Origin of the sequence: Paenibacillus sp. BIC5C1 (assembly GCF_032399705.1) — a bacterium.
GTDB classification, from domain to species: domain Bacteria; phylum Bacillota; class Bacilli; order Paenibacillales; family Paenibacillaceae; genus Paenibacillus; species Paenibacillus taichungensis_A.
This window is the reverse complement of sequence record NZ_CP135922.1, coordinates 4,205,814-4,227,473: the sequence shown is the minus strand read 5'-3', so window position 1 is coordinate 4,227,473 and position 21,660 is coordinate 4,205,814. Positions and strand designations below refer to the sequence as shown.

Genomic DNA, 21,660 nt, shown 5'->3' with positions numbered 1-21,660 from the left:
TTGTTTATATTGAACAAGCAATGCATTCTTCCATCGTCAGTTTGTTGGTTCTTGTATAATACAGAGATTTCAACCCTTTATGAGCAGCATACAGGTAGCAGCGAGCCAATTCTCGCGTGGATACATCACTGTTTACATGAAGAATGGTTGAAATCCCCTGATCCACATGCGGCTGAATCTCCGCAATCAAGTCAATTACTTTGAATTGATCCATTTGATACGCCGATTTGTAATAGAAGACGTTATCTTTTTGCAAATAGGGCATTGGATAATACGTGGTTGAATTGGCATAGGTCCGTGTCTCAATCTGTTCCACGATGGGCATTACACTGGATGTTGCGTTTTGGATATAAGAGATGCTGGCCGTTGGAGCAATAGCCATCCGATAGGCATGATAGAGACCCTTTTTCATCACTTTAGCCTTAAGCTGCTTCCAATCCTCGGGAGACGGAACAGCAATGCCTTTAAACAATTCCTGTACTTTGGACGTGTTAGGACGGTAATCCGTAGTCACATAACGATCAAAATATACCCCAGTCGCATAATCCGATTGTTCAAATCCATAGAACCGTTGACCCGTCTGCTCTGCAAACTCCATACTTTTCTCCAGAGAATGATAATTCATGGTCATAAAGAAGGTACGTACAAAATCCTTGGCTTCAGAGCTTTCATAAGCAATCCTGTTTTTGGCTAAGTAACCGTGCAGATTCATGGCACCCAATCCAACGGAATGCATTTCGGAATTGGCTTTTGCAACACCGGGAGCATTGGCAACATGCGTCATGTCGCTGACGGAGGTCAGTGCGATCATGCCCTCATGAACGGATTCCTTGATTTTGCCACTCTCCATGACATTAACAATATTGAGGGAGGCCAGGTTGCAGCTGATATCTTTGCGGATAATATCCGGTTGACCATAGTCTGTAATTTCAGAAGTCTCCTGGAGCTGGAAAATCTCTGTGCAGAGGTTGGACATTTTGACTTGTCCTACGTTTTTCAACGCATGCGCTTGATTGGCATTGGTTTTATTAATGATATAGGGATAGCCGGATTCAAGTTGTGTCATGGCTATTTTGGTCAACATATCCCGAGCGCTGAGCGATTTTTTCTTCTTCACCCGGTCGTCAGCCAGCAAGGTATCATACATTACGTCCAGATCCATATCATCCAAATGTGTTCCATATGCCTTATAGACACTATAAGGTGCGAAGAGGTACAGAGGCTCATTATCTTGAGCCAGCTTATAGAAACGATTAGGAACAATAAGTCCGATAGAGAGAGTTTTCAGCCGGATTTTCTCATCCGCATTAATTTTTTTGCTATCCAGCAGTTCCATAACGTCCCAACCGAAAATATTATAGTATGCAGCGCCGGAACCTTTACGTTGACCCATCTGATCGGCGTAGGAGAAGCCGTCTTCCATCAGCTTGAGAACCGGAGTGATGCCTTTAGCAGCACCTTCAACACCTTTAATGGCTTCGCCACGAGCACGCAACTTTGACAGGTTGACAGCAACGCCACCACCGATTTTGGATAACTGCATACAAGTGTTTAGTACATAGTTTATGGAGTTCAGTGAATCATCCATTTCAAGCAGGAAGCAGGAAACCAGTTCACCGCGCCGGCTTTTTCCCGCATTTAGAAAAGTAGGGGTTGCGGGTTGAAGACGCTGTTCCATCATAGAACGAGACAGCAAACAAGCCGTATCGAAGTGTCCTTGACCCAGATGAAGTGCTACGGCTGCTACTCGATCCGCATATTGCTCAAGGTATGTTTTGCGGTCATATGTTCTCAATGCATAATCAGTATAGAACTTGGACGCTGCCATATAGGAAGGAAAGTGATATTGATAGCCACGCGTAATTTCAAATACGGTTCTAACTTGGTCAGCTGTATAGGAAGCATAGAAATCCTCGTAATAATCATGATCAATCATGAATTGGACCTGATCATCAATGTTGGCAAAAGCCATACTTTTATCTTTGATTTCTTTCATAAACTCCTCTACAGCCTCTTTATCCTTATGTAACTGGAAGAAGCCATCAGAGTCGCGCTTTAGCAGCATGTTATTTAATTCAATATGACGCAATGCGGCTCACCTCCTGTTCAAAATACTCCACATCTCTCTTGGAGCCAGATAATTCAAATTTACTAATAACCGGGACGTTATACGATGCAGATATCAAATCCGCACTTTTGGCAAAACGCTCACCCCAGTTACGGTTACCGCTGGCGGCCACGCCAATCAGGTATGTAGAGTTTTTTTGCAAAAAAGAAGACACCTTATCAGGTATCTGTCCAAAACCTGTTGTATATGTCACAAGTACGTACGGTTCATCAATCGTCATTTGATTCTGAATCTGAACAGCCGGCAGTTGAAGCTTGGAAATAAACCTCTTAACATTCCCGGTTATCGAATCATACACAATTAGCACTATCATTTCCTCCTTGACAAATGAAAGGTGATCAAAAACAAACACTATATATAGATTGCTTTCTTAATTTTATATCAATATATAGCTTTGTCAAATGCATATTGGTATCAATTTTGTGAAAAACCTGATGAATGGGCTCTATTACTAGGTTTAAAAAATTTGTGGCTTAGTAGATATCCATATTCGAAGACATGATATTTGGTGCATGAGAGAATTGTGATTGACAATGAGAATTGTTATCATTTAGAATTTTGAAGAAGATTCGAAAAGAGGGATGCGCTAGGATGACACATGTACAACAAAATCACCCGGAGGGTGAAGGACAGACAGCAGCAGATCTCGCATGGTATGGGTTAAAGAACGTATTCAAGGATTCGGTCAACAAAGCCTATCGTTTGGTATACGAAGAAACACCAGATCATGTCATTCTTGTTGCTGCAAATCGTCATGGCAAAATCGTCATCGATGGCATACCGCATCCGTTCGTTCCGAATAGTGCCCATTGTGTATTACCAGGACAACGAGTCGAGACCGTTTACTTAACAGATGGAGAGCAGGTCGTATACCGGATTCATTTCGGCATCATTCCATCTGATGGACAGAAGGAGTCCTCTGTGAGTTTGTTGACCGAGCTTGGTCGGTCGATCACGTTTCCAGATGCACAGGTGCAGCAATTTTGCGAAAAAATTGTCGGTTACTGGCATACGGGTGATTCAACAGATCGTTTCGCAAGCCAAGCGGGTTTCCAGGACCTTCTGCATCTGCTGTTCAAGAAGCAGAACCAGCACGAGAATGCACTCGAGAGAGCACGGGAATACATGCTGCATCACTATCAGGATACAATCACGATCGAGAACCTGGCCGATGAAGCGGGCATGAGCCGCTATTATTTCATGAGATCATTCAAAGAGAAGTTCGGTCAGAGTTCGATGGACTATCTGGCAGAAATTCGCACCAACGAGGCCAAACGTCTGATGGAAACAGGACAACCACTGAAAGACGTTGCACTATTGGCAGGTTTCAAGGACCAACACTACTTCAGCAGCCAATTCAAAAAGCAGGTTGGGCTACCGCCTCGTACATATATTGCGAACAGGAAATGCAAAACAGCTGCGTACAGCTGGCCCAATATCGGGCATTTGCTGACCCTGCAGATGATCCCCTTCGCAGCGCCCATTGATCAGTTTTGGACAGATGATTACCATCGAAAATATCGTTATGACGTCAAGGTGGCACTCAGCCACGACTATGATTTCAATCTCAAAGCATTGATGCGGGCCAGGCCAGACCGGATTGTTGCCTTGGACGAAATGATCCCCGAAGAGGAGAAGGAGAAGCTGCGGCATATCGCACCGGTGCTGTTTCTAAGTTGGCACGGAGAAGACTGGCGGCAACATTTGCGGCGAACGGCTCGTTTTTTGGATCGTGAGAATGAGGGTGAAAGATGGCTTCTTCGATATGAGGAAAAAGTGGAATCGGTTCTTCATCATCTTCCTCATTCGTTTCAACAAGGAAAGTTAATCTCATTAAGTGTGTCTCCCCGGGGCATTCAGATCTGGGGCAGAAGGGCAGGAACCGTATTTTATGACGATTTGAAGATTGCCCCGGCTTCAGGTGTGGAACAGATTGAATTTACCAGATACGTAGAAGCCGAACAGCTTGCCGCATTTGATGCGGACGTCATCATCGTTAGTGTTATGAAGGATCACCTTTCCCAAATGGTGTGGGAGAGGCTCCAACATGCGGAAAGCTGGAAGCAGCTGCATGCCGTACGAAACCGCCACGTCTATCTGACACAGGGAGGCCATTGGTTAAGCGAACCGATCCTGGAACATACAGCCAATCGGCATGAACTTCTGCTCCAGGAAGTAAACTTGCTATTTAGTGCCCGGTAATGGGTCAAAGTAGACATCTTCTTCTATTTTCTTCGCCAAAGAACATCTGTATAATCATCATGTGATAATCATTCTCAATACAGAAATGCGGAGGGGAACTCATGTCTCACACAGAAAATTATGATCTCTTTAGAAGAGGTCGTTTAGAAAAGACTACAAACGGAAGGAAACGCGGATTTGCAGGTTTGATGCTCATGCTGTTGGTATTTTCACTTATGTTAGTTGCCTGCGGAAATAAAACAAATACAGCAGGGGAGCTAGCCGCAACAGAAACGTCCAAGACAAACGCAGACGCAGTCACTCAAACTGCTGAAGAGCCTCAGACTCAGGTCATCGAACATGCCATGGGCAAAACGGAAGTTCCGCTGCATCCAAAACGTGTTGCCGTATTTGGTCTTGAGGATCTTACGTTGTCCCTGGGCGTACCGATGGTTTATGCATACGACTTTGATGGCTATTACTTGGATGACCAACTCAAAGCATTGAACATCCCCCTCGCTGGAAATGCGGATTTCAATCCGAATCTGGAGGCTATCCTGGCAACCCAGCCTGACCTTATCATCGTACAGCGAAACGCCATCGACGACAAAGCGTACGAGGAACTGAGCAAGATAGCACCTACCGTTGCCTATTCACCGGATGATTGGAAGACAACCATTGTGGAAATCGGCAAGGCAACTGGCCTTGAAGATAAAGCGCAGGAGGTGCTTCAGGCGAATACTGATAAACTGAACCGGTCCAAGGAAGATATCACTTCGGCTGTGGGCCTGGACAAAACCGTTGTCTTCATGCGTCCGTCGGACAAGGATCTTCAGGTGTTCTTTCCGAGCTTCGCTCCACTTATCTACACTGAATTGGGGTTAATTCCCGACGAAAGCGTTACAGCATTCCAGAAGGATACTAAGGACGATTGGGGAGTCACGACATCGCTGGAGAAGCTGCCCTCCATTGGAGCTGATTATGTGTTTGCCATCTACGGAGGATCGATTAGCACGGAAGAAGAGTTCAATGAGAACAGTGCCGTTGCAACGGAGGTCGAGAAACTTCATGTATGGAAAACGATGCCTGCTGTAAAGGCAAACCATGTGTTCAAAGTGTCAGCGAGACATTGGATGATGTCGGGCCCAATTGCAGACGGCAAGGTTGCCGACGATGTGGTAACAGCCGTCACCGGCAAGAAATAAGCCTGAACATAATCTCGTTCATACATTGTCTACAATTCAGAGATAGATTATTAAAGGCATGGCTCCATGGAGTCATGCCTTTTGAGTTCGTTGAAGGTATGCTGATTACATCAAGCTCACTCACTGGCTTGAGGCTTTACAATGAGAAACTAAGAAAATGACCCGAATATCGCAAAGATTTGGAGGTAAGCCATGAACGGGACCTTGCAGCAAAATAGAATATTGATTGTGGATGATGATAAACGGGTCCGTGGACTTCTTCGAAAGTATTTGGAGAAAGAACAATTTATCGTTGAGGAGGCTTCGCTGGGCTGGCAAGCCTTAAGCAAGCTTCATCATGACTCGTATGCCATGATCATTCTGGATTGGATTCTCCCCGATATTAAGGGGATTGAAATATGCCAATATCTACGGACCAACTTAAGCATACCCGTCATGTTTCTGACTGCCAAGTCAGAAGAGGGGAATCGTCTTGAAGCTTTCAAAGCTGGAGCGGATGACTTTGTCATGAAACCGTTTAGTCCGAGGGAAGTTGTGCTGCGCATCAAAACCATGATGGCTCGTTATAACGGATTAATCAAACCTGTACCAAAAGACCATTCAGCAAGCGAAGTGTTGATCTCCTCTATTTTAATCAAGCCTACTTCCCGAAAAGTCACAGTAGAAGATGAGGAGATTCATATGACTCCCAAAGAATTTGATTTGCTTTTTCATCTGGCGACACACGCGGAAATCGCATTCTCCAGACAGGATTTGCTGAGAATTGTTTGGAAAGTGGAGCATGAGGAAGATCTCGATTATCGAACCGTGGATACCCATGTGAAACGTTTGCGTGACAAACTATCCGAGCATGTGCCGAATCGGGAAGATCTGATTCACACCCTGTGGGGGTTCGGCTATATTCTTCGTTTGCCTCACTGATTCTTATATTGCAGTTCAGAGGAGGAGAATATGTCTTACAAACAAATCAAGTGGATGATCTTGCTCATTCCGACTTTGACCGTTGGTCTCTGGGAATATGTACGACATCAGTTTCTGCTCCCCTATATATCAATGAATTTGGGCAACTGGCTTACGCCAGTCATTGTATATGTTGTGAGTATAACGTTGTTAACTCGGCTGTTTCTTATCCTGGAACGTATTCAAAAAGAACTGGAACATGAGCGTGCGGCCAAAGTCGCGCTTGAATCCCGTGAAAAGCTGGCAAAAGAACTTCATGATGGAATCGCCCAATCCCTTTTTTTATTATCGGTGAAAGTGGGACGTTTGGAGGAACAGGCCAAGCAGGATCAACAGCTGGACGATGTGTATTCGATCAAAAAAACGGTTCATGAAGTCAATCGTTATGTACGCCAGGCCATTGCCGACTTGCGCTATGATCCTAATGCTAACTATGCCTTGGCTATGAACGAATCGGTCACACTACTTGGTCAAATTAAAAGAATTGCCAGAGATATCCCCGTGCGAATCGAACTGGATTGGAGCATCCCGGAGGATGCATTTACTAACAAAGAGAAAGTAGAACTGCTCGCTTGTATTCGGGAAGCTCTCTTTAATATTCAAAAGCACGCATCTGCTTCCAATGGATGGATTCAGGGAAACGGAGACAAGAAGTGCTGGAATGTCACGATTCGAGATAATGGAAAAGGATTTGAGATGAATCCCTTTGAACGAAAGGATCGATATGGACTGAAAATCATGAGAGAGCGGATGAATGAGCTGAACTTTAACATGCAAATCCGTAGGGAGCAGCAGTATACTGTTGTCGAATTTTCAAAGGACGGTGAGATGTTATGAGCCATACTCGCGTACTTGTTGTAGACGATCACGCTCATGCAAGGGAAGCCATATGTGAAATTTTATCCATGGATCCCGGCTTCGAGGTGATTGGCGTCGTATCGGACGGTCAACAGGCGATTGATTATACAGAACAGTGGCTTCCCGATCTAATCCTCATGGACATTCAGATGCCGATTATGAACGGTCTCGAAGCAACACAGCGGATCAAACTGGCCTTTCCTTATGTGAAAATTGTTATGATTACCGTCTCGGATGATGTACTCCACCTTCTGGAAGCGTTGAAGCGGGGAGCTCAGGGTTATCTGCTCAAAAATCTGGAACCGTCCATGTGGTTGGCATATCTTCATTCCATCGTGACAGAAGAAGCTCCATTGAGCCGGGAGGTGGCTTACCAAATCCTGAAGGATGTCTCCCTAACGGAGAAAAAAGAACCTGACGTTCCACTAACGACAAGGGAAAAGGATATTCTATATGGTGTGGCTGCAGGATGGACCAACAAAGAAATCGCTGTGAATTATACAATCTCAGAGTATACGGTCAAGAATCATTTGAAAAACATTTTGCAAAAACTGCAGGTTCAAAATCGTGTTCAACTGACACGTTATGCGCTGGAGCAAGGGCTTATTACAGATCACAATCGTCTGTAATAAGCTTTTTTTACTATAAAGGAGCGTTCTCTCTGTTTTTTTTGTTAAGTGGATGAGGATGTCACTTTCTCTGCTTTTCACCACAATGATCTCACAATTTGGACACAAAACGTCCAGCCCTATAGCCAGATTGAGCTATATGGTAAAAATTTGTTTTTATGTACACTATGAGCAGTGTGCTTCATAAAGGAGGTTATGATGTTAAACGGACGGATTGTCCTGGGTATGTTGCTGTTTATAGGGATACTGGCGATCCCGCTATCTTACCCGCTTGTCACTGCAAACGCTGCTCCTGAAACCAAAGACGTTATTCCACTTCAGTCAATCATTGATGATGCTAAATCTGGAGATGTGCTAGTTCTTGAGCCGGGTATTTATTCTGGTCCGGTAAGTATAGACAAGAATATATCCATTCGAGGAGACTCATCCGTAACGCTATGGAATACGGAAGCTGAATCCGCAATCACCATTCGTTCAAAAGGAGTGACTTTGCAGGGTTTCACGGTACGACACTTAACAAACGAACCCACTGCAGCGATTCAGGTTGAAGGAGACCGTGTAGAGATCACGGGCCTGGTTATTCAGAGTCAAAGTTTTGGAATTGTGCTGCGGGGCTCCGTCGACGGGCGCATACATAGCAATACCATTTCATGGGCTGGACCGAAGTCTGCTTCCAGTGGTCAAAAGGGGAATGGCATTGATCTGTACAATTCCCATCGTACCCACATTGAAGACAACAAAATTACGGGTATGCGGGATGGTATCTACCTGGAGAACAGTCGCAATCTTACGGTGAAGGCCAACACACTGTTACATACCAGGTATGGCATTCATTGTATGTATATCGATGGTTCTTCTGTTATGGACAATGTGGGGGAGAACAACAGTACCGGAGCCATGGTCATGGGCGTCAAGAATACGGTTGTATCGGGTAATTCCTTTCGCAAACAGAACGAAAATGTGCATTCACAAGGGATTTTGTTGTATGACGTACAGCAATCCTCGGTTCATAACAATGTCGTGGAAGGTAATCGTGTTGGCATGAACATTGCTGAATCCTCAGGAAATGAAATTCGCGGCAATGCGGTGCTTCGGAATTTCATCGGAATTCAGCTCGTGCTTGCAGAGGATAATCAGTTTAGTGGAAACCAATTTGTTTCGAATGTGATTGAAGCTTCAGCGATGGAGAGCCGGAACAATGAGATGAAGGAAAATTACTGGGATTCCTTTCAGGGTCTTGATTTGAACAATGATGGGATCAGTGAACTGTCCTATGGGATTAATCCTTTTTATGAGCAAGTAGTCAACCGAAATTCAGCCTACCAGCTTTTTTTTCAATCTCCAGGCATGATCTTTATGAGCAACTTGTTTACGGAAGGGAAGGCAGAGTGGACAAGCGACAGATCGCCATTAATGAGTATGAAAGCGGAATCACAGACGACGAAGTCGTGTACACAAGGTACACAAGCGGTTAAAGAGCCAACCAGGGTTTGGATCATCGGATGCATTTTGCTGGGCATGGCCACTTTTATTATGATCAAAATGGGGGGATTACGAAAATGAAAATGAAAACATATTGGAAAACAGTTATGGTGCTTCTCTTTGGGGTGCTGTTATTAACAGCTTGCGGAAAAAAATACGAGGCATTGCCCATCAATGAAGACGTGGATATCTGTGCCATTTGCAAAATGCAGGTGAAAGATGATGCCTATGCCACGCAGCTTACCACGAAAGACGGTAAAAATTATAAATTTGATGACATTGGTTGTATGCACCAGTGGAAAGAAGAGAACGGAACAGATAATATCGGGATGGATTTTGTTCGTGATTATAATGACAAGGAATGGATTGAGTACAGCAAAGCGACGTATGTATATGATACTTCACTGCGTACACCGATGGCTTACGGCATTCTCAATTTCAAGGATAAACAGTCTGCCGAAGCATTTGTTGCCGAGCAGGGTGTGGGAACGATCATGACTGCTGAAGACCTCGCCTCCCACGACTGGAAACAAAACACAGAAACGATGGATATGATGGGTGAACATGGGCATTCCGAAGAGGGAATGGGTGAGGGCATGCATGAAGAAACACATGAGGAAAGTGAATCAACGGAAGATTCAGGCCATAAGTAAATGACCAAAGAAGATGGTGATGCATGATGGGAGATATGTTGCAAGTCGTTCGACGAGAGATGAAAATGGGATTTCGCAACCCTTGGGCATATTCATTTTTGATTCTTTTCTGCGTATTTAGCCTGAGTTTGTTGATCATTAACTCTCAGAATTTTGTAGCAGGATACTCTGGCACGACAGGTTCCATGTTAAATCTGATTCTTTATCTGTTGCCGCTGATGACCCTTTTTCTGGGCTCATTCTCATTGACTTCTGAAAAGGAAGAGGGCAGCTGGCAGCTGTTGTCCACATACCCTATCGGTACGATGTCTTTTATTGTTGGCAAATATCTGGGTCTGTCGGTTGTATTAATGACGATCATTACATTCGGTTATGGCCTGATGGGACTTCTTAGTGGATGGGTGGGCAGCCCTTTGGATGTTATGACGTACCTTTTGTTTCTGGTCTTCTCCTGTGGACTGGTGCTGCTATTTCTGACTATTGCACTGTTTATCGGTTCGTTATCCAAAAATCGCTGGCAAGCGTTAACGATATCCGTCTCCGTTTGGTTTTTTGCTGTGATCGGATGGCCTACGCTTCTAATCTCCGTATTGGGTCTCATGCCTTATCAGTGGATAAAACCTTTACTCACCGTTCTAACCTTCATCAATCCGGCTGAGCTGGTACGTTTGTTTGTGGTGATCAAACTTGGAGGGGGCTCGATACTGGGACCTGAATATTATCAGTGGGTAGATTGGGTACAGCCATCCAGCGGGAGCTGGATCTTTATGGGGATATGCCTGCTGTGGATTGCATGTTCGATCGTGGCAGTTTACGGGATCTGGGAAAGGGGGCGTTCTCATGGATAACGTGGAAGCAGAGATTGTTGGATTGTGTAAATCCATAAAAAAACAACAGATCGTTGAAGATATATCCTTTCGCGTTTCTTCCGGTCATGTGCTTGCCTTATGTGGCGGAAATGGGGCGGGAAAAAGCACCGTTCTGCGTATGCTTGCAGGTATTCTTCAACCTACCTCGGGTGAAATCATTATAAACAAGATGCGCTGGTCCAAAGAACGAAAGCGATATTCGGAACAGATCGGGTATATGCCCGATGATTATCATTTCAACCAGGGCTTGACCGCAGAGGAAGTGCTCCAGTTCTGGGCGGCGCTTAGGAGAGTGCCCAAAGAGCGAGTAACGGAAGTGCTAACGATGGTAGGCTTGGCCGATCAAAAAAAGAAACGGGTCACGACCTTTTCCAAAGGTATGCGGCAGCGTGTGTTATTTGCCCAGGCTCTGCTGGCCAAGCCTCCGCTGCTGATCATGGATGAGCCGACGAATGGACTGGATCCCTTCTGGATGCAAGAGTTTGCAAATCTGATCAAACAGATCAAGGCGGAGGGACAGATGGTCGTGTTCTCCACCCACCAGCTTGAGATTGCAGATGATGTTGCCGATCAGATTGTTTTTATGAACCAAGGACGTAATGTGGGAAATGGTCCTACTGAAGACTTTCGTCAACAGTTCGGGTCGCTTCATGCTGCATTTCATCATAGTCTTGGCTTAAAATGAAGGTGAATTTATTGAAAAAAAATAGTGCTAAAATGAATTCGAAAATGAGAAGTTTGATAACTATCCTGATTGGAATGGCTGCTGTGCTGGCCGCTGTGTGGGCAATTTACCAGGGGACTTCATCATCCGAGCCCAAACGAACCGGTACTATTGAAGCAGGTGTAATTGCTCCTGAATTCACTGCGGTTAATTCAGAGGGAGAACAGGTCAAGCTCTCCGATTATCGGGGCAAAGTCGTCATGATTAACTTCTGGGCTTCATGGTGCACGCCCTGTGTGAGGGAAATGCCAATGATTAATCAGATCGCTCAGACGTATCAAAACGATGTAGAGACCCTGTTTGTCAACGTGGGGGAAGCGAAGGGCACCATTCGAGAATTCATGGAGAAACAGCAATTCGATTTCCCTTTTATCATTGATGTGACCGGAAAGGTCTCCAGCCTGTATCGCATCACCGGGTTGCCAGCGACCTTAATCATAGATCAGGAAGGTATATTCAGTCACATTCTGCTCGGTGAGTTGACCAAGGATACTCCTTTGCAGCAATGGCTGGAGGATACCGTACAGTAATAGAATTGAAGCTATGCAGATTTATGAACAAAAAGAAGTGGAGAAGTCGCTCGCTATACGAGCGGCTTCTTTTGTTTTACTTGTAAGATGCTATCAGAATCCGGGCAACCGCGAACGGTTTTCCAGAACATCTTGCATGCATAGTAGAATTTAAAATTGCAATACCACGGTTGTGCCTAATGAATCAATAGCCCCTTTGGGTGTTTTTTACGCTTTTCACCGAGTTGTCAGAAAGAGTTGATCCTTTCTTGAACATTTAGGGACGAAGACGTGTCAGTGATTGAATTGCTAATTCACAAAGATATAATAATTTTAACTATTAGGTCCTGTTAAGTACTTTGGCTCTTCCGTTTCAGGTAAAACATTGCTCGCCAAACCGTGCTAAGTCCAGTAACGATGTGTATCAATACACAATGATGGTGTGATAAAGCTCCTTCGTCTCATACTTTGTGAAAAAATTCTCTTTGTACATACAACGATGGAGGAACGCTTTATGGATAGACCCTGAACCAGTCTAGTGGGGTTTCTATCAACCTGATAAAAAACGTAGTCCGAGGGCTGACTGACCTAATAATTAAAAGATTCAAATCAGTACGAAAATCGAACAGAGTTTGAAAGGAGGCAGTAAACAATGGCAATCGATACGGTGATGTGGAGCAAGCTGGTGACAGGCATGACGCTGGGCTTCCACGCTATTTTTGCGACGCTAGGCGTCGGCGTACCCTTAATGATCGCAATTGCAGAGTTCATGGGAATTCGCAAGAAGGACCCCCATTACACACTGATGGCGAAGAGGTGGTCAAGAGGGTTTGTCATTTCTGTGGCGGTTGGTGTGGTGACAGGTACAGCGATTTCACTGCAGCTGGCCCTGGTGTGGCCGAATTTTATGAAACTGGCAGGCAATGTCATAGCACTCCCACTATTCATGGAAGTGTTTGCGTTCTTTTTTGAAGCCATCTTCTTGGGCATTTATTTGTATACGTGGGATCGATTCAAAAATCCATACATCCACTGGCTGCTGACGATTCCCATCGTCACCGGTGCAGGTATGTCGGCTGTGTTTATTACGACGGTGAACGGCTTCATGAACCAGCCTGGAGGCTTTGTCATGGAAGCAGGCCAATTCACAGCGGTTAACCCGGTGCAGGCGATGCTGAATACGGCGACATTCTCCAAGGTGTTTCATGTATTAAGCTCGGCCTATTTGACAGGAGCTGCCCTGTTAGCCGGAATTGCAGCCTTTGCAATGCTGAGAAAAGGAGCATCCGCCTACCACAAAAAAGCCTTGAATCTCATGATGGCGGTGGTTCTGCTGTTCGGCTTACTGAACACATTAGCGGGAGATGTGTCCGCCAAATTTCTGGCCGAGCATCAGCCGGAGAAACTTGCAGCTGCGGAATGGCATTTTGAGACGGAGAGCGGCGCAGATTTGATTTTATTGGGATGGCTGAATGCAGAGCATGAAATTATAGGAGCCCTCCACCTGCCGAAACTGCTCAGCTTCCTGGCTTTTAGTGACTTTAATGCCGAGGTAACCGGACTGGAGGAATTTCCGGAGGACGAATGGCCGCCACTGCTCGTTCACTACCTGTTTGATTTAATGGCGGGAATCGGATTTACGCTGCTGGCTATCTCGGTTCTGTACTTCCTGTTTGTGTTCTGGAAAAAGCGCAATGAGCTGAACAAGTGGCTGCTTGGGATCATAGCGCTGGGTGCTCCAATGGCTTTTCTCGGGGTTGAGCTGGGTTGGTTCTATGCTGAACTGGGACGACAACCTTGGATTATCCGGGGATATATGCGTGTGGAGGAAGCCGCCACTTCATCACTCAACATCAGAATGATCTTTTTCTTCTTCCTGCTCCTCTACATCGTTCTGGGAGTGATGTGTGTTCTCGTATTAAGACGTTTATTCAACAATAATCCGGCAGAAGTCGAGATGGAGAAATGGATGAAGGAGAAGCGCAATCAGTCTACAGAAAAGGGTGAGCGTACATGAGTTACGAACTGATTGGCATTTCGGTACTCTGGCTGTTCTTGTATGGCTATTTGATTGTAGCCTCCATTGATTTCGGGGCGGGTTTCTTTGCCTTTTATGCACGCTTGACGAAACAGGATCACCTGATTAATCGTCTGATCTCCCGTTATTTATCACCGGTGTGGGAGATTACGAATGTATTTTTTGTCTTTTTCTATATTGGCATCGTTGGATTCTTTCCCGACACAGCTTATTATTACGGATCAGCGCTGCTCGTACCGGGAAGCATTGCGGTCATTTTACTGGCTATTCGGGGGTCGTTTTATGCCTTTGAGAACTATGGCTCCAAAAATAACATCGTGTATCTGTTTCTTTATGGAGCTTCGGGATTGCTGATTCCCGCTTCGCTATCAGTGGCGCTAACGCTGTCTGAAGGTGGTTTTATTGTGAAGCAGGGTTCGACGGTTTCTCTGGATTACTGGACGCTGTTTACCAATCCGTTATCCTGGAGCATCGTTGGACTGGCGATTGTATCCGTATTGTTCATTAGCAGCTCTTTTCTGGCCTTCTATGCGTCGCGGGCAGAGGATCACTCTGCATTGAAGCTGGTGCGAACCTATGCCCTGTTCTGGAGCACACCGACGATTATCATCGCACTGACTGCATTTATTTATTTGGGACAGCACAATGTGCGACATTTTCAAAATATGATGGATTTATGGTGGCTGCTTGCGCTTTCCGTTGCCTTCTTCATGATTGCGATGTGGCTGATCTATAACGGCCGCCGCTACGGATTAGCGTTTATATGTATCATGCTGCAATTTTTCTGTGCCTTTTTCGCTTATGGAATTGGTCAATATCCTTATATCCTTGATCCGTTCATTACAATTCAGAATAGTGTGACCTCACCAGCGATGGGCTTCGCACTGGTAGTTGTGTTTATCGGTGGCATGTGTATGTTGATTCCTTCCTTGATTCTGGTTTTCAAACTGTTTCTGTTTGATGCGGATTATGTTAAGGGAAAAAAATAATTAAATGCAGTATGTGACATAAGGGAGTAATCTCACAGGTTCATAGAAAGGAGGAGAGTTTGCATGAAGAGGAAAACAAGCTTGATCTCTCAACAAATGTCTGGGCAGCGAAAACGTCTCGTGCTCCTTGCAGTGATTTCACTTGCGCTGGGTGCAGCAATTGTAAGTCAGGCTGCGCTGCTTGCTGAAGCAGTGCAACGGATTTTCGTGGAGCAGGCCTCCCTTTCGTCGGTCGTCATGCTGCTAGGGATACTCTTGGCTGTCATGGTCGTACGTACGGGGTTGTCTTATGGGAACGGAAAAGTTGGTTTGCATATGGCTTCCAGTGCGAAGAAGAATATGCGCGCAGCCGTGCTGCAAAACTTGACCCATGCATCGATACCATCAACCCTTCGTGGACAAACAGGCGGAAAGGTCAGTGTTGCTCTGGATGCTGTGGATGAGGCTGACAGTTATTTCAGTCAGTATATGCCGCGTATGATGGAGGCTGCCATCATTCCAATTCTGATTTTGGTGGTAACGTTTATGCAGCATGCCAATTCAGGCTTCATTATGCTGTTTACGGCTCCGTTTATCCCCTTGTTCATGATTTTGGTGGGACTGAAAACGAAGAACAAATCAGAGGAGAAATATGCGCAGCTGGCCGAGTTCTCCGGTACGTTTCTGGACTCTCTTCAAGGGCTGGTTTCGTTGAAAATATTTGGACGGGCTCATCGTCAGCAGCAGGAGATTGAACGCACCAGCCTGGGATATCGGGATGCCACGATGGGCATTTTGCGGATTGCATTTACCAATACGTTCATGCTGGAATCGATCGTAATGCTAAGCATCGGTATCGTGGCTCTTGAACTGGCAATCCAGCTGCTTGTATTCAAATCGATGTCGTTCCACACCGCGTTTCTAGTGTTGCTTCTCGTTCCCGAGTTCTACAGTTTGTTGAAAAATACGGGAACGGCTTTTCACAGCGGGCGAACAAGTATGGGAGCAGTTCGTAAGGTAGAGCAGATGCTTGAGGAAACAGCTGGGGAGAGTAAATCGGCAGATGGCAAAGAAGGATCAGGTACATCCGATGGAATTGACGAGGTCGATAACATGGATCGGATGGAAAGGGAGAACGGGATAGGGACATTGCAAATGGACCGTTCCAATGGAAGTTCCATGCCGCCGTCCATAATATTGAACCATCTCCAATTTCGATATGCGCCCGAATCATTCGAGCTTGAGACGGGTCGAGCACAGCTTGACCCGGGAGAACACATTGCCATTGTCGGCAAAAGTGGCTCAGGGAAAACGACGTTACTCCATCTCATTGCGGGTTTGCTGAAGCCAGTATCAGGAGAGGTTCTGGTAAATGGACAGCAGCTATCCAAATATGATGAGGCTGCATGGTTCGAACAGATTAGCTACATTACACAGCATCCGTATATTTTTGCAGGTACATTTGCTGAGAACATTGCGATTGGTGCGGGGCAGAACGTGTCCAGAACTGAAATCGAGCAGGCGGCAGAGGATGCCGGGCTTGCCGAACTTGTTGCTCAATTGGAGCATGGCTTCGATACCTTGGTTGGTGAAGGAGGTCGGGGGCTGTCTGGTGGGGAAAAGCAACGACTTGCCTTGGCGCGTGCTTTTTTGAAGCGGCCATCCATCATATTGTTTGATGAACCCACGGTAGGACTGGATCTGCGCACAGAGCAGATATTGCAACGTTCTATTGCCACATTGGCAGACACAGCGACGATGATTACGGTGGCTCATCGGTTATATACGATTCAACATGCCGACCGCATATTGTTTATGGACCAAGGTGTGTTATTGGATACGGGACGCCATGAAGAGCTTATGGCGCGTTTACCCCAGTATGCCGAGATGATTGACGTTCAACGAAAGGGGGGCTTAGCATGAATGAGCTAGCAATCTTGTCCAAAGCCATGATTCAGGAGCGCAAGGATATCATTTTTTCCATTCTTGGTGGGTTTATTGCAGGGATTGCAGGAGTGGCTCTCTTCTCGGCGAGCGGGTATCTGATTTCGCAAACGGTATTTGCGCCACCGCTGTACACCTTAATTGTACTCACCTCGCTGGTCAAGCTGCTTGGACTGCTTCGGGCGGCGAGCCGTTACGGAGAGCGTTTGTATTCCCACCGGGCGACGTTCTCCATGCTTAGCCGTTTGCGTACATCCTTTTTTGCCCGACTCATTCCTTTGACGCCGGGTATATTGAACAAAAAGCGAAGCGGGGACCTGCTAGCCCGCATTGTTGGGGATGTGGAGAGCCTGCAACATTATTTTTTGCGCGTCGCTTATCCACCGATTATTGTTGTTATGGTCTTTTTGGCGACAGTGTTGTTTACTGCTTCTTTTTCATTCTGGATTGCAGTTTTGTTTGTAGTAGGTATGCTCACAACGACATTGGTTGTACCTGGAATAGTTTTGCTGGGGCAGCGGAAAATACATGGACACGTTCGCGAACAGCGGGCGCTGCTTTCCACAGAAGTCACCGAAGTATTGTATGGGTTCCGGGATTTGAAAGTGTACGGACAACTGACTCAACGGGAGCAACAGCTGCAGCAGGCTTCTGCTGCGTTAACGGTCCACCAGCAACGGGCTGCCGGTAACCTGCTGCGCGGGCAATCTATGCATGCTTTGGTTACATTCCTTATTTCCTGGGGCGTGCTGACACTTGGTGCTTATCTGATTATCGATGGAGCGCTTGCTGGCGTGTTTCTTGCAATGCTGGTTATGGCCTCGCTAACCGTATTCGAAGAGGCTGCTGCAATGGCGACATTGCCCTTGTATAAGCAGGATAGCGAACACGCAGCCAAGCGGTTAACGGAAACCATACAGACCTCCGATAGGCAGTCTGTGTCAACACGGCAAGAAGGAGCGTTATCTGGCAATCAGGCTGTTTCTCTTGATCTCACCGATGTTACGTTTCAATATGAAGGGGAGTGGAGACCGGCGTTAAAGGACATTACGCTCCATATTTTACCCGGCTCCAAAACGGCGATTGTCGGACCGAGCGGATCAGGCAAATCAACGATTATTGAATTGCTGTTAAAACTGCGTACACCTACAACAGGGGAGATCCGATTAAATGACGTTTCGGTGAAGGAACTGGATGAGGTGAGTATTTGGCAGACGGCTAATGTTGTGTTGCAGCAAAGTCATTTCTTCCGGGGAACGATCCGGGATAACCTTTTGTTTAATGATGAAGAACATTCGGATGAACAACTGGTAGATATCCTGGAAAAAGTACAGCTGCCCAATACATCATTGACCGATGTAGTATATGAAAAAGGGGAAAACCTGTCGGACGGCGAGAAGCAGAGGCTGGCTCTCGCACGGGCCATGCTTCGCAAGGGACGGTTATGGCTTCTCGACGAACCTACTTCTTCAATGGATTACGTTACAGAAGAACGTGTGATGAAATATCTCTACGCACAAGCGGCAGAGGATACGCTTCTTTTGATCTGTCATCGGCTTACCGGCCTGGAAGAGATGGATCGGATTGTGGTAATGGAACAGGGAAGGGTAGTGGAAGCAGGCTCCTTTGCGGAGTTAATGGAGCAAAAAGGTTATTTTTATGAGATGAAGAAGATCGAGCGGCAGTTGATTGGAGAAGTTGGAGTATAGAGAGTAAGATATACACAGATACGAATGAAAGAGTATGCGTCATTGCAGTTTAAGCATTCTCCATACTAAAAATACACTCGCACACATTTACGCTGTGTGGAGTGTATTTTTAGTTTAAGACCCTATAAGAATGAGGGAAGTTCAATTAAATTATGCTTCGATTAAACAGTTTGTGCTTTAATACAATAGACCTTAATGACCTCCTGTATTGGAAGCCCAGACAGGATACCAGCCTGCACTCGGTGTTTCTGTATTGTACAGCACCAAATTGCCGTCGTTTTGAACGATAAGCACGTTACCTCTGAGGTTGGGTGGCAGATTGTCCGCACCATAGTACGATGTAGACCATGCCTTGTTGTCTGACGTCCAGTAAGGTGTGTTTTGGGGATCCTGGAGCACTAGTTTTCCACTCCAATAATCAATCTTGAAATGATTTATTCTCGTGTCACTGGTCTTGGTGTTCCATAACATCGTGCGTGTGCGGTTATCCCAGAGCTGTAGGTCGCCGTAGACGCTGTATTGCAGTGAAAACCTGACGTTGTTGGATACGAGTGGAATCGAATTGTTATACATGATGTCATAAATGAGGCGGTCTCCAGCCGCAGATGCTGATGGAGCGATGGAAAGCAAAAACATGAAAATTGTAGCAAATAGCATAACAGCTTTTTTCATAAGATCCTCTTTTCTGGGATATATTTTAAATGACATACCAAATATATCATATCTCTCTATCAAAAATGTATAAAATTTCAAGTTGAAAGAAAATATTTTCGGACATACTTTATTTTTCATAACTTCGTGTAACAATTTATCTTCGATATAATAAAATAAAGGATTATTCTACCTAATCAACTTGTTTTAGGGTAATCCAACTTCCATGTTACACATCGTTATCGCTGTCATGTCAGTTTAAAAATTGAGGAATATCTGGATACATTAGGAAGAAATGCTTAAAGATTTGACATTATAATCAGATATGCCTAAGAGCGAAATGTGTGTTCCAAAATGATGAATAAAAAATTTTTAGAGATCGCTTGATTTTTTTTAATGTATCTGATATTGTAAGACCTGTGATTTTGGAAAGCAGATATATCAACATGAATCAGGTCTTTCCAGCAGATAATTTTTGACCACTTCTCTTAAGGAAGTTAAGGCCATACGGACAGCCGGGTCAAACGCCGATTGGCAACTTATGTTGCCTTATTGATTGAGTTAAAAGCTCAAATTTTATAAGTTGGTTACTTTACAACCAGTGCATCTGCACATCAACTTGTGAAACGGTCAATAAGAGTGGTAAAGGCGAATTATTTGCTATATAGACTCTGATCTGATATTGATATACATGAAGAAGCTTTCCGCTAGAGGAGTTCTTTTGAACTTTTTTAGTTATGGAAACTTTGCGTCTTTTTAATGATGTATATCGACAAGCAAGTGTGATGATGCGCGTTTGGGGCATTTTTCACCTTGCTTTTTTTGTTGGTTCAGAACGGGCGACAAGTTGAAAAATGAGAAAAATAATGAAGTTAATTTAAAAAAGTTCATATTGGGTTAGGAGAATGGAAAATGGGAAAAGCACTAATCATCGGCGCCGGCGGCGTAGCTTCAGTAGCAGTTCATAAATGCGTTCAAAACAGCGAAGTATTTGAGGAAATCTGCATCGCAAGTCGTACGAAATCCAAATGTGACGATCTTAAAGCCAAGCTGGACGGCGGTAAAACAAAAATTACGACAGCTCAAGTGGATGCCGACAACGTTGACGAACTGATCGCTCTGATCAACGAAGTTAAACCGGATATCGTCATGAACCTGGCATTGCCTTACCAGGACCTGACAATCATGGATGCATGCCTTGCAACGAAAACGAACTACATGGATACAGCGAACTATGAGCCGGAAGATACGGCAAAATTCGAATACAAATGGCAATGGGATTACAAAGAGCGTTTTGAAAAAGCGGGAATTACAGCTCTGCTTGGCAGTGGATTTGACCCAGGTGTTACTGGTGTATTCTCTGCTTATGCCCTGAAGCATTACTTTGACGAAATTGAATATATTGACATTCTGGACTGCAACGGTGGGGATCACGGCTATCCGTTCGCAACCAACTTCAACCCTGAAATCAACATCCGCGAAGTTTCGGCTAACGGTAGATACTGGGAAAAAGGTGAATGGATCGAAACAAAACCAATGGAAATTAAACGTGTCTATGACTTCAAAGAAGTTGGCGAGAAAGACATGTATCTTCTTTATCATGAAGAGCTGGAGTCCCTGGCTAAAAACATGCCTGGTCTGAAACGCATTCGTTTCTTCATGACATTTGGTCAAAGCTACCTTACGCACTTGAAAGCACTTGAAAATGTTGGCATGACTTCGATCGAACCTATCGAATACGAAGGCAAACAAATCATTCCGCTGCAATTCCTGAAGGCGGTACTGCCAGATCCGGCGTCCCTTGGACCACGTACTGTGGGCAAAACGAACATCGGCTGCATTTTCAAAGGTAAAAAAGACGGCAAAGACAAAACGTACTACGTGTACAACATTTGTGATCACCAAGAATGCTACAAAGAAGTGGGTTCCCAAGCCATCTCTTACACAACAGGTGTTCCAGCTATGATTGGTGCAGCAATGGTGATGACAGGCAAATGGAACAAACCAGGCGTATACAACGTTGAAGAGTTCAACCCAGATCCATTCATGGAAGAGTTGAACAAATGGGGTCTCCCATGGGTTGAAGATTTCAATCCGGTACTCGTTGACGAATTGCCAGAAGAAGTCAAAGAATCGGAGCTTGTTCGTTAAG

Annotated in this window: 18 protein-coding genes and 1 pseudogene; 16 read left to right on the top strand and 3 right to left on the bottom strand. The window is 45.2% G+C overall.

What is annotated here, in order from left to right; genetic code table 11:
* Positions 1 to 4 precede the first annotated feature (4 nt).
* Both nrdE and nrdI read right to left on the bottom strand, forming a co-directional pair.
* A complete protein-coding gene (nrdE, locus tag RS891_RS18715) occupies positions 5 to 2,089 on the bottom strand; it encodes a class 1b ribonucleoside-diphosphate reductase subunit alpha (RefSeq protein ID WP_315792846.1) in 2,085 nt (694 codons plus the stop codon).
* Positions 2,076 to 2,435 carry a class Ib ribonucleoside-diphosphate reductase assembly flavoprotein NrdI gene (gene nrdI, locus RS891_RS18710; protein ID WP_315796369.1) on the bottom strand — a complete coding sequence of 120 codons (360 nt, stop codon included), beginning with the start codon at positions 2,433 to 2,435 and terminating at the stop codon, positions 2,076 to 2,078. Before nrdI ends, nrdE begins: the two co-directional genes overlap by 14 nt.
* 284 nt (positions 2,436 to 2,719) lie before the next feature.
* Here nrdI and RS891_RS31715 point away from each other — a divergent pair.
* From RS891_RS31715 to cydC, 15 genes and pseudogenes are all read left to right on the top strand, one after another.
* Positions 2,720 to 3,475, top strand: a pseudogene (locus tag RS891_RS31715) (helix-turn-helix transcriptional regulator); the annotation flags it as partial.
* A gap of 114 nt (positions 3,476 to 3,589) precedes the next feature.
* Positions 3,590 to 4,330 (top strand): ABC transporter substrate-binding protein, encoded by a 741-nt coding sequence (locus RS891_RS31710; protein WP_397386965.1) that lies wholly within the window; start codon positions 3,590 to 3,592, stop codon positions 4,328 to 4,330.
* 101 nt (positions 4,331 to 4,431) lie between these two features.
* Complete coding sequence (locus RS891_RS18700) at positions 4,432 to 5,514, top strand: ABC transporter substrate-binding protein (RefSeq protein WP_315792844.1); 1,083 nt, start codon at positions 4,432 to 4,434, stop codon at positions 5,512 to 5,514.
* Positions 5,515 to 5,706: 192 nt separating this feature from the next.
* A complete protein-coding gene (locus RS891_RS18695; protein WP_315792843.1) occupies positions 5,707 to 6,435 on the top strand; it encodes a response regulator transcription factor in 729 nt (242 codons plus the stop codon).
* A 30-nt stretch (positions 6,436 to 6,465) separates the two neighbouring features.
* Entirely contained in the window at positions 6,466 to 7,311 is an 846-nt protein-coding gene (locus RS891_RS18690; protein WP_113054466.1) for a sensor histidine kinase, read from the top strand.
* Entirely contained in the window at positions 7,308 to 7,961 is a 654-nt protein-coding gene (locus RS891_RS18685) for a response regulator (RefSeq protein ID WP_090899722.1), read from the top strand. The genes RS891_RS18690 and RS891_RS18685 overlap by 4 nt, the downstream gene beginning before the upstream one ends.
* A 195-nt stretch (positions 7,962 to 8,156) precedes the next feature.
* Positions 8,157 to 9,524, top strand: coding sequence for a right-handed parallel beta-helix repeat-containing protein (locus RS891_RS18680; protein WP_315792842.1), 1,368 nt, complete (start codon positions 8,157 to 8,159; stop codon positions 9,522 to 9,524).
* Complete coding sequence (locus RS891_RS18675) at positions 9,521 to 10,096, top strand: nitrous oxide reductase accessory protein NosL (RefSeq protein ID WP_315792841.1); 576 nt, start codon at positions 9,521 to 9,523, stop codon at positions 10,094 to 10,096. The genes RS891_RS18680 and RS891_RS18675 overlap by 4 nt, the downstream gene beginning before the upstream one ends.
* Before the next feature lie 26 nt (positions 10,097 to 10,122).
* Entirely contained in the window at positions 10,123 to 10,944 is an 822-nt protein-coding gene (locus tag RS891_RS18670) for an ABC transporter permease (protein WP_113054558.1), read from the top strand.
* Positions 10,937 to 11,650: a heme ABC exporter ATP-binding protein CcmA gene (gene ccmA / locus RS891_RS18665; protein WP_113054465.1), complete on the top strand. Its 714-nt coding sequence runs from the start codon at positions 10,937 to 10,939 to the stop codon at positions 11,648 to 11,650. The genes RS891_RS18670 and ccmA overlap by 8 nt, the downstream gene beginning before the upstream one ends.
* Before the next feature lie 44 nt (positions 11,651 to 11,694).
* Positions 11,695 to 12,219, top strand: coding sequence for a TlpA family protein disulfide reductase (locus tag RS891_RS18660; protein WP_315792840.1), 525 nt, complete (start codon positions 11,695 to 11,697; stop codon positions 12,217 to 12,219).
* Between the two features lie 631 nt (positions 12,220 to 12,850).
* Entirely contained in the window at positions 12,851 to 14,215 is a 1,365-nt protein-coding gene (locus RS891_RS18655; RefSeq protein WP_315792839.1) for a cytochrome ubiquinol oxidase subunit I, read from the top strand.
* Positions 14,212 to 15,225 carry a cytochrome d ubiquinol oxidase subunit II gene (locus RS891_RS18650; protein WP_315792838.1) on the top strand — a complete coding sequence of 338 codons (1,014 nt, stop codon included), beginning with the start codon at positions 14,212 to 14,214 and terminating at the stop codon, positions 15,223 to 15,225. The genes RS891_RS18655 and RS891_RS18650 overlap by 4 nt, the downstream gene beginning before the upstream one ends.
* 63 nt (positions 15,226 to 15,288) lie before the next feature.
* Complete coding sequence (cydD, locus tag RS891_RS18645; RefSeq protein WP_315792837.1) at positions 15,289 to 17,127, top strand: thiol reductant ABC exporter subunit CydD; 1,839 nt, start codon at positions 15,289 to 15,291, stop codon at positions 17,125 to 17,127.
* Entirely contained in the window at positions 17,124 to 18,857 is a 1,734-nt protein-coding gene (gene cydC, locus RS891_RS18640; RefSeq protein WP_315792836.1) for a thiol reductant ABC exporter subunit CydC, read from the top strand. Before cydD ends, cydC begins: the two co-directional genes overlap by 4 nt.
* Positions 18,858 to 19,049: 192 nt before the next feature.
* On the opposite strand, the gene RS891_RS18635 is transcribed toward cydC, so the two are convergent.
* The gene (locus RS891_RS18635; protein WP_113054460.1) at positions 19,050 to 19,529 is read right to left on the bottom strand and encodes an immunoglobulin domain-containing protein; all 480 of its coding nucleotides are present in this window, start codon (positions 19,527 to 19,529) and stop codon (positions 19,050 to 19,052) included.
* A gap of 891 nt (positions 19,530 to 20,420) precedes the next feature.
* Between RS891_RS18635 and RS891_RS18630 the strand changes: the two genes are divergently transcribed.
* The gene (locus tag RS891_RS18630; protein WP_091001908.1) at positions 20,421 to 21,659 is read left to right on the top strand and encodes a saccharopine dehydrogenase family protein; all 1,239 of its coding nucleotides are present in this window, start codon (positions 20,421 to 20,423) and stop codon (positions 21,657 to 21,659) included.
* The last annotated feature ends 1 nt before the right edge of the window (position 21,660 follow it).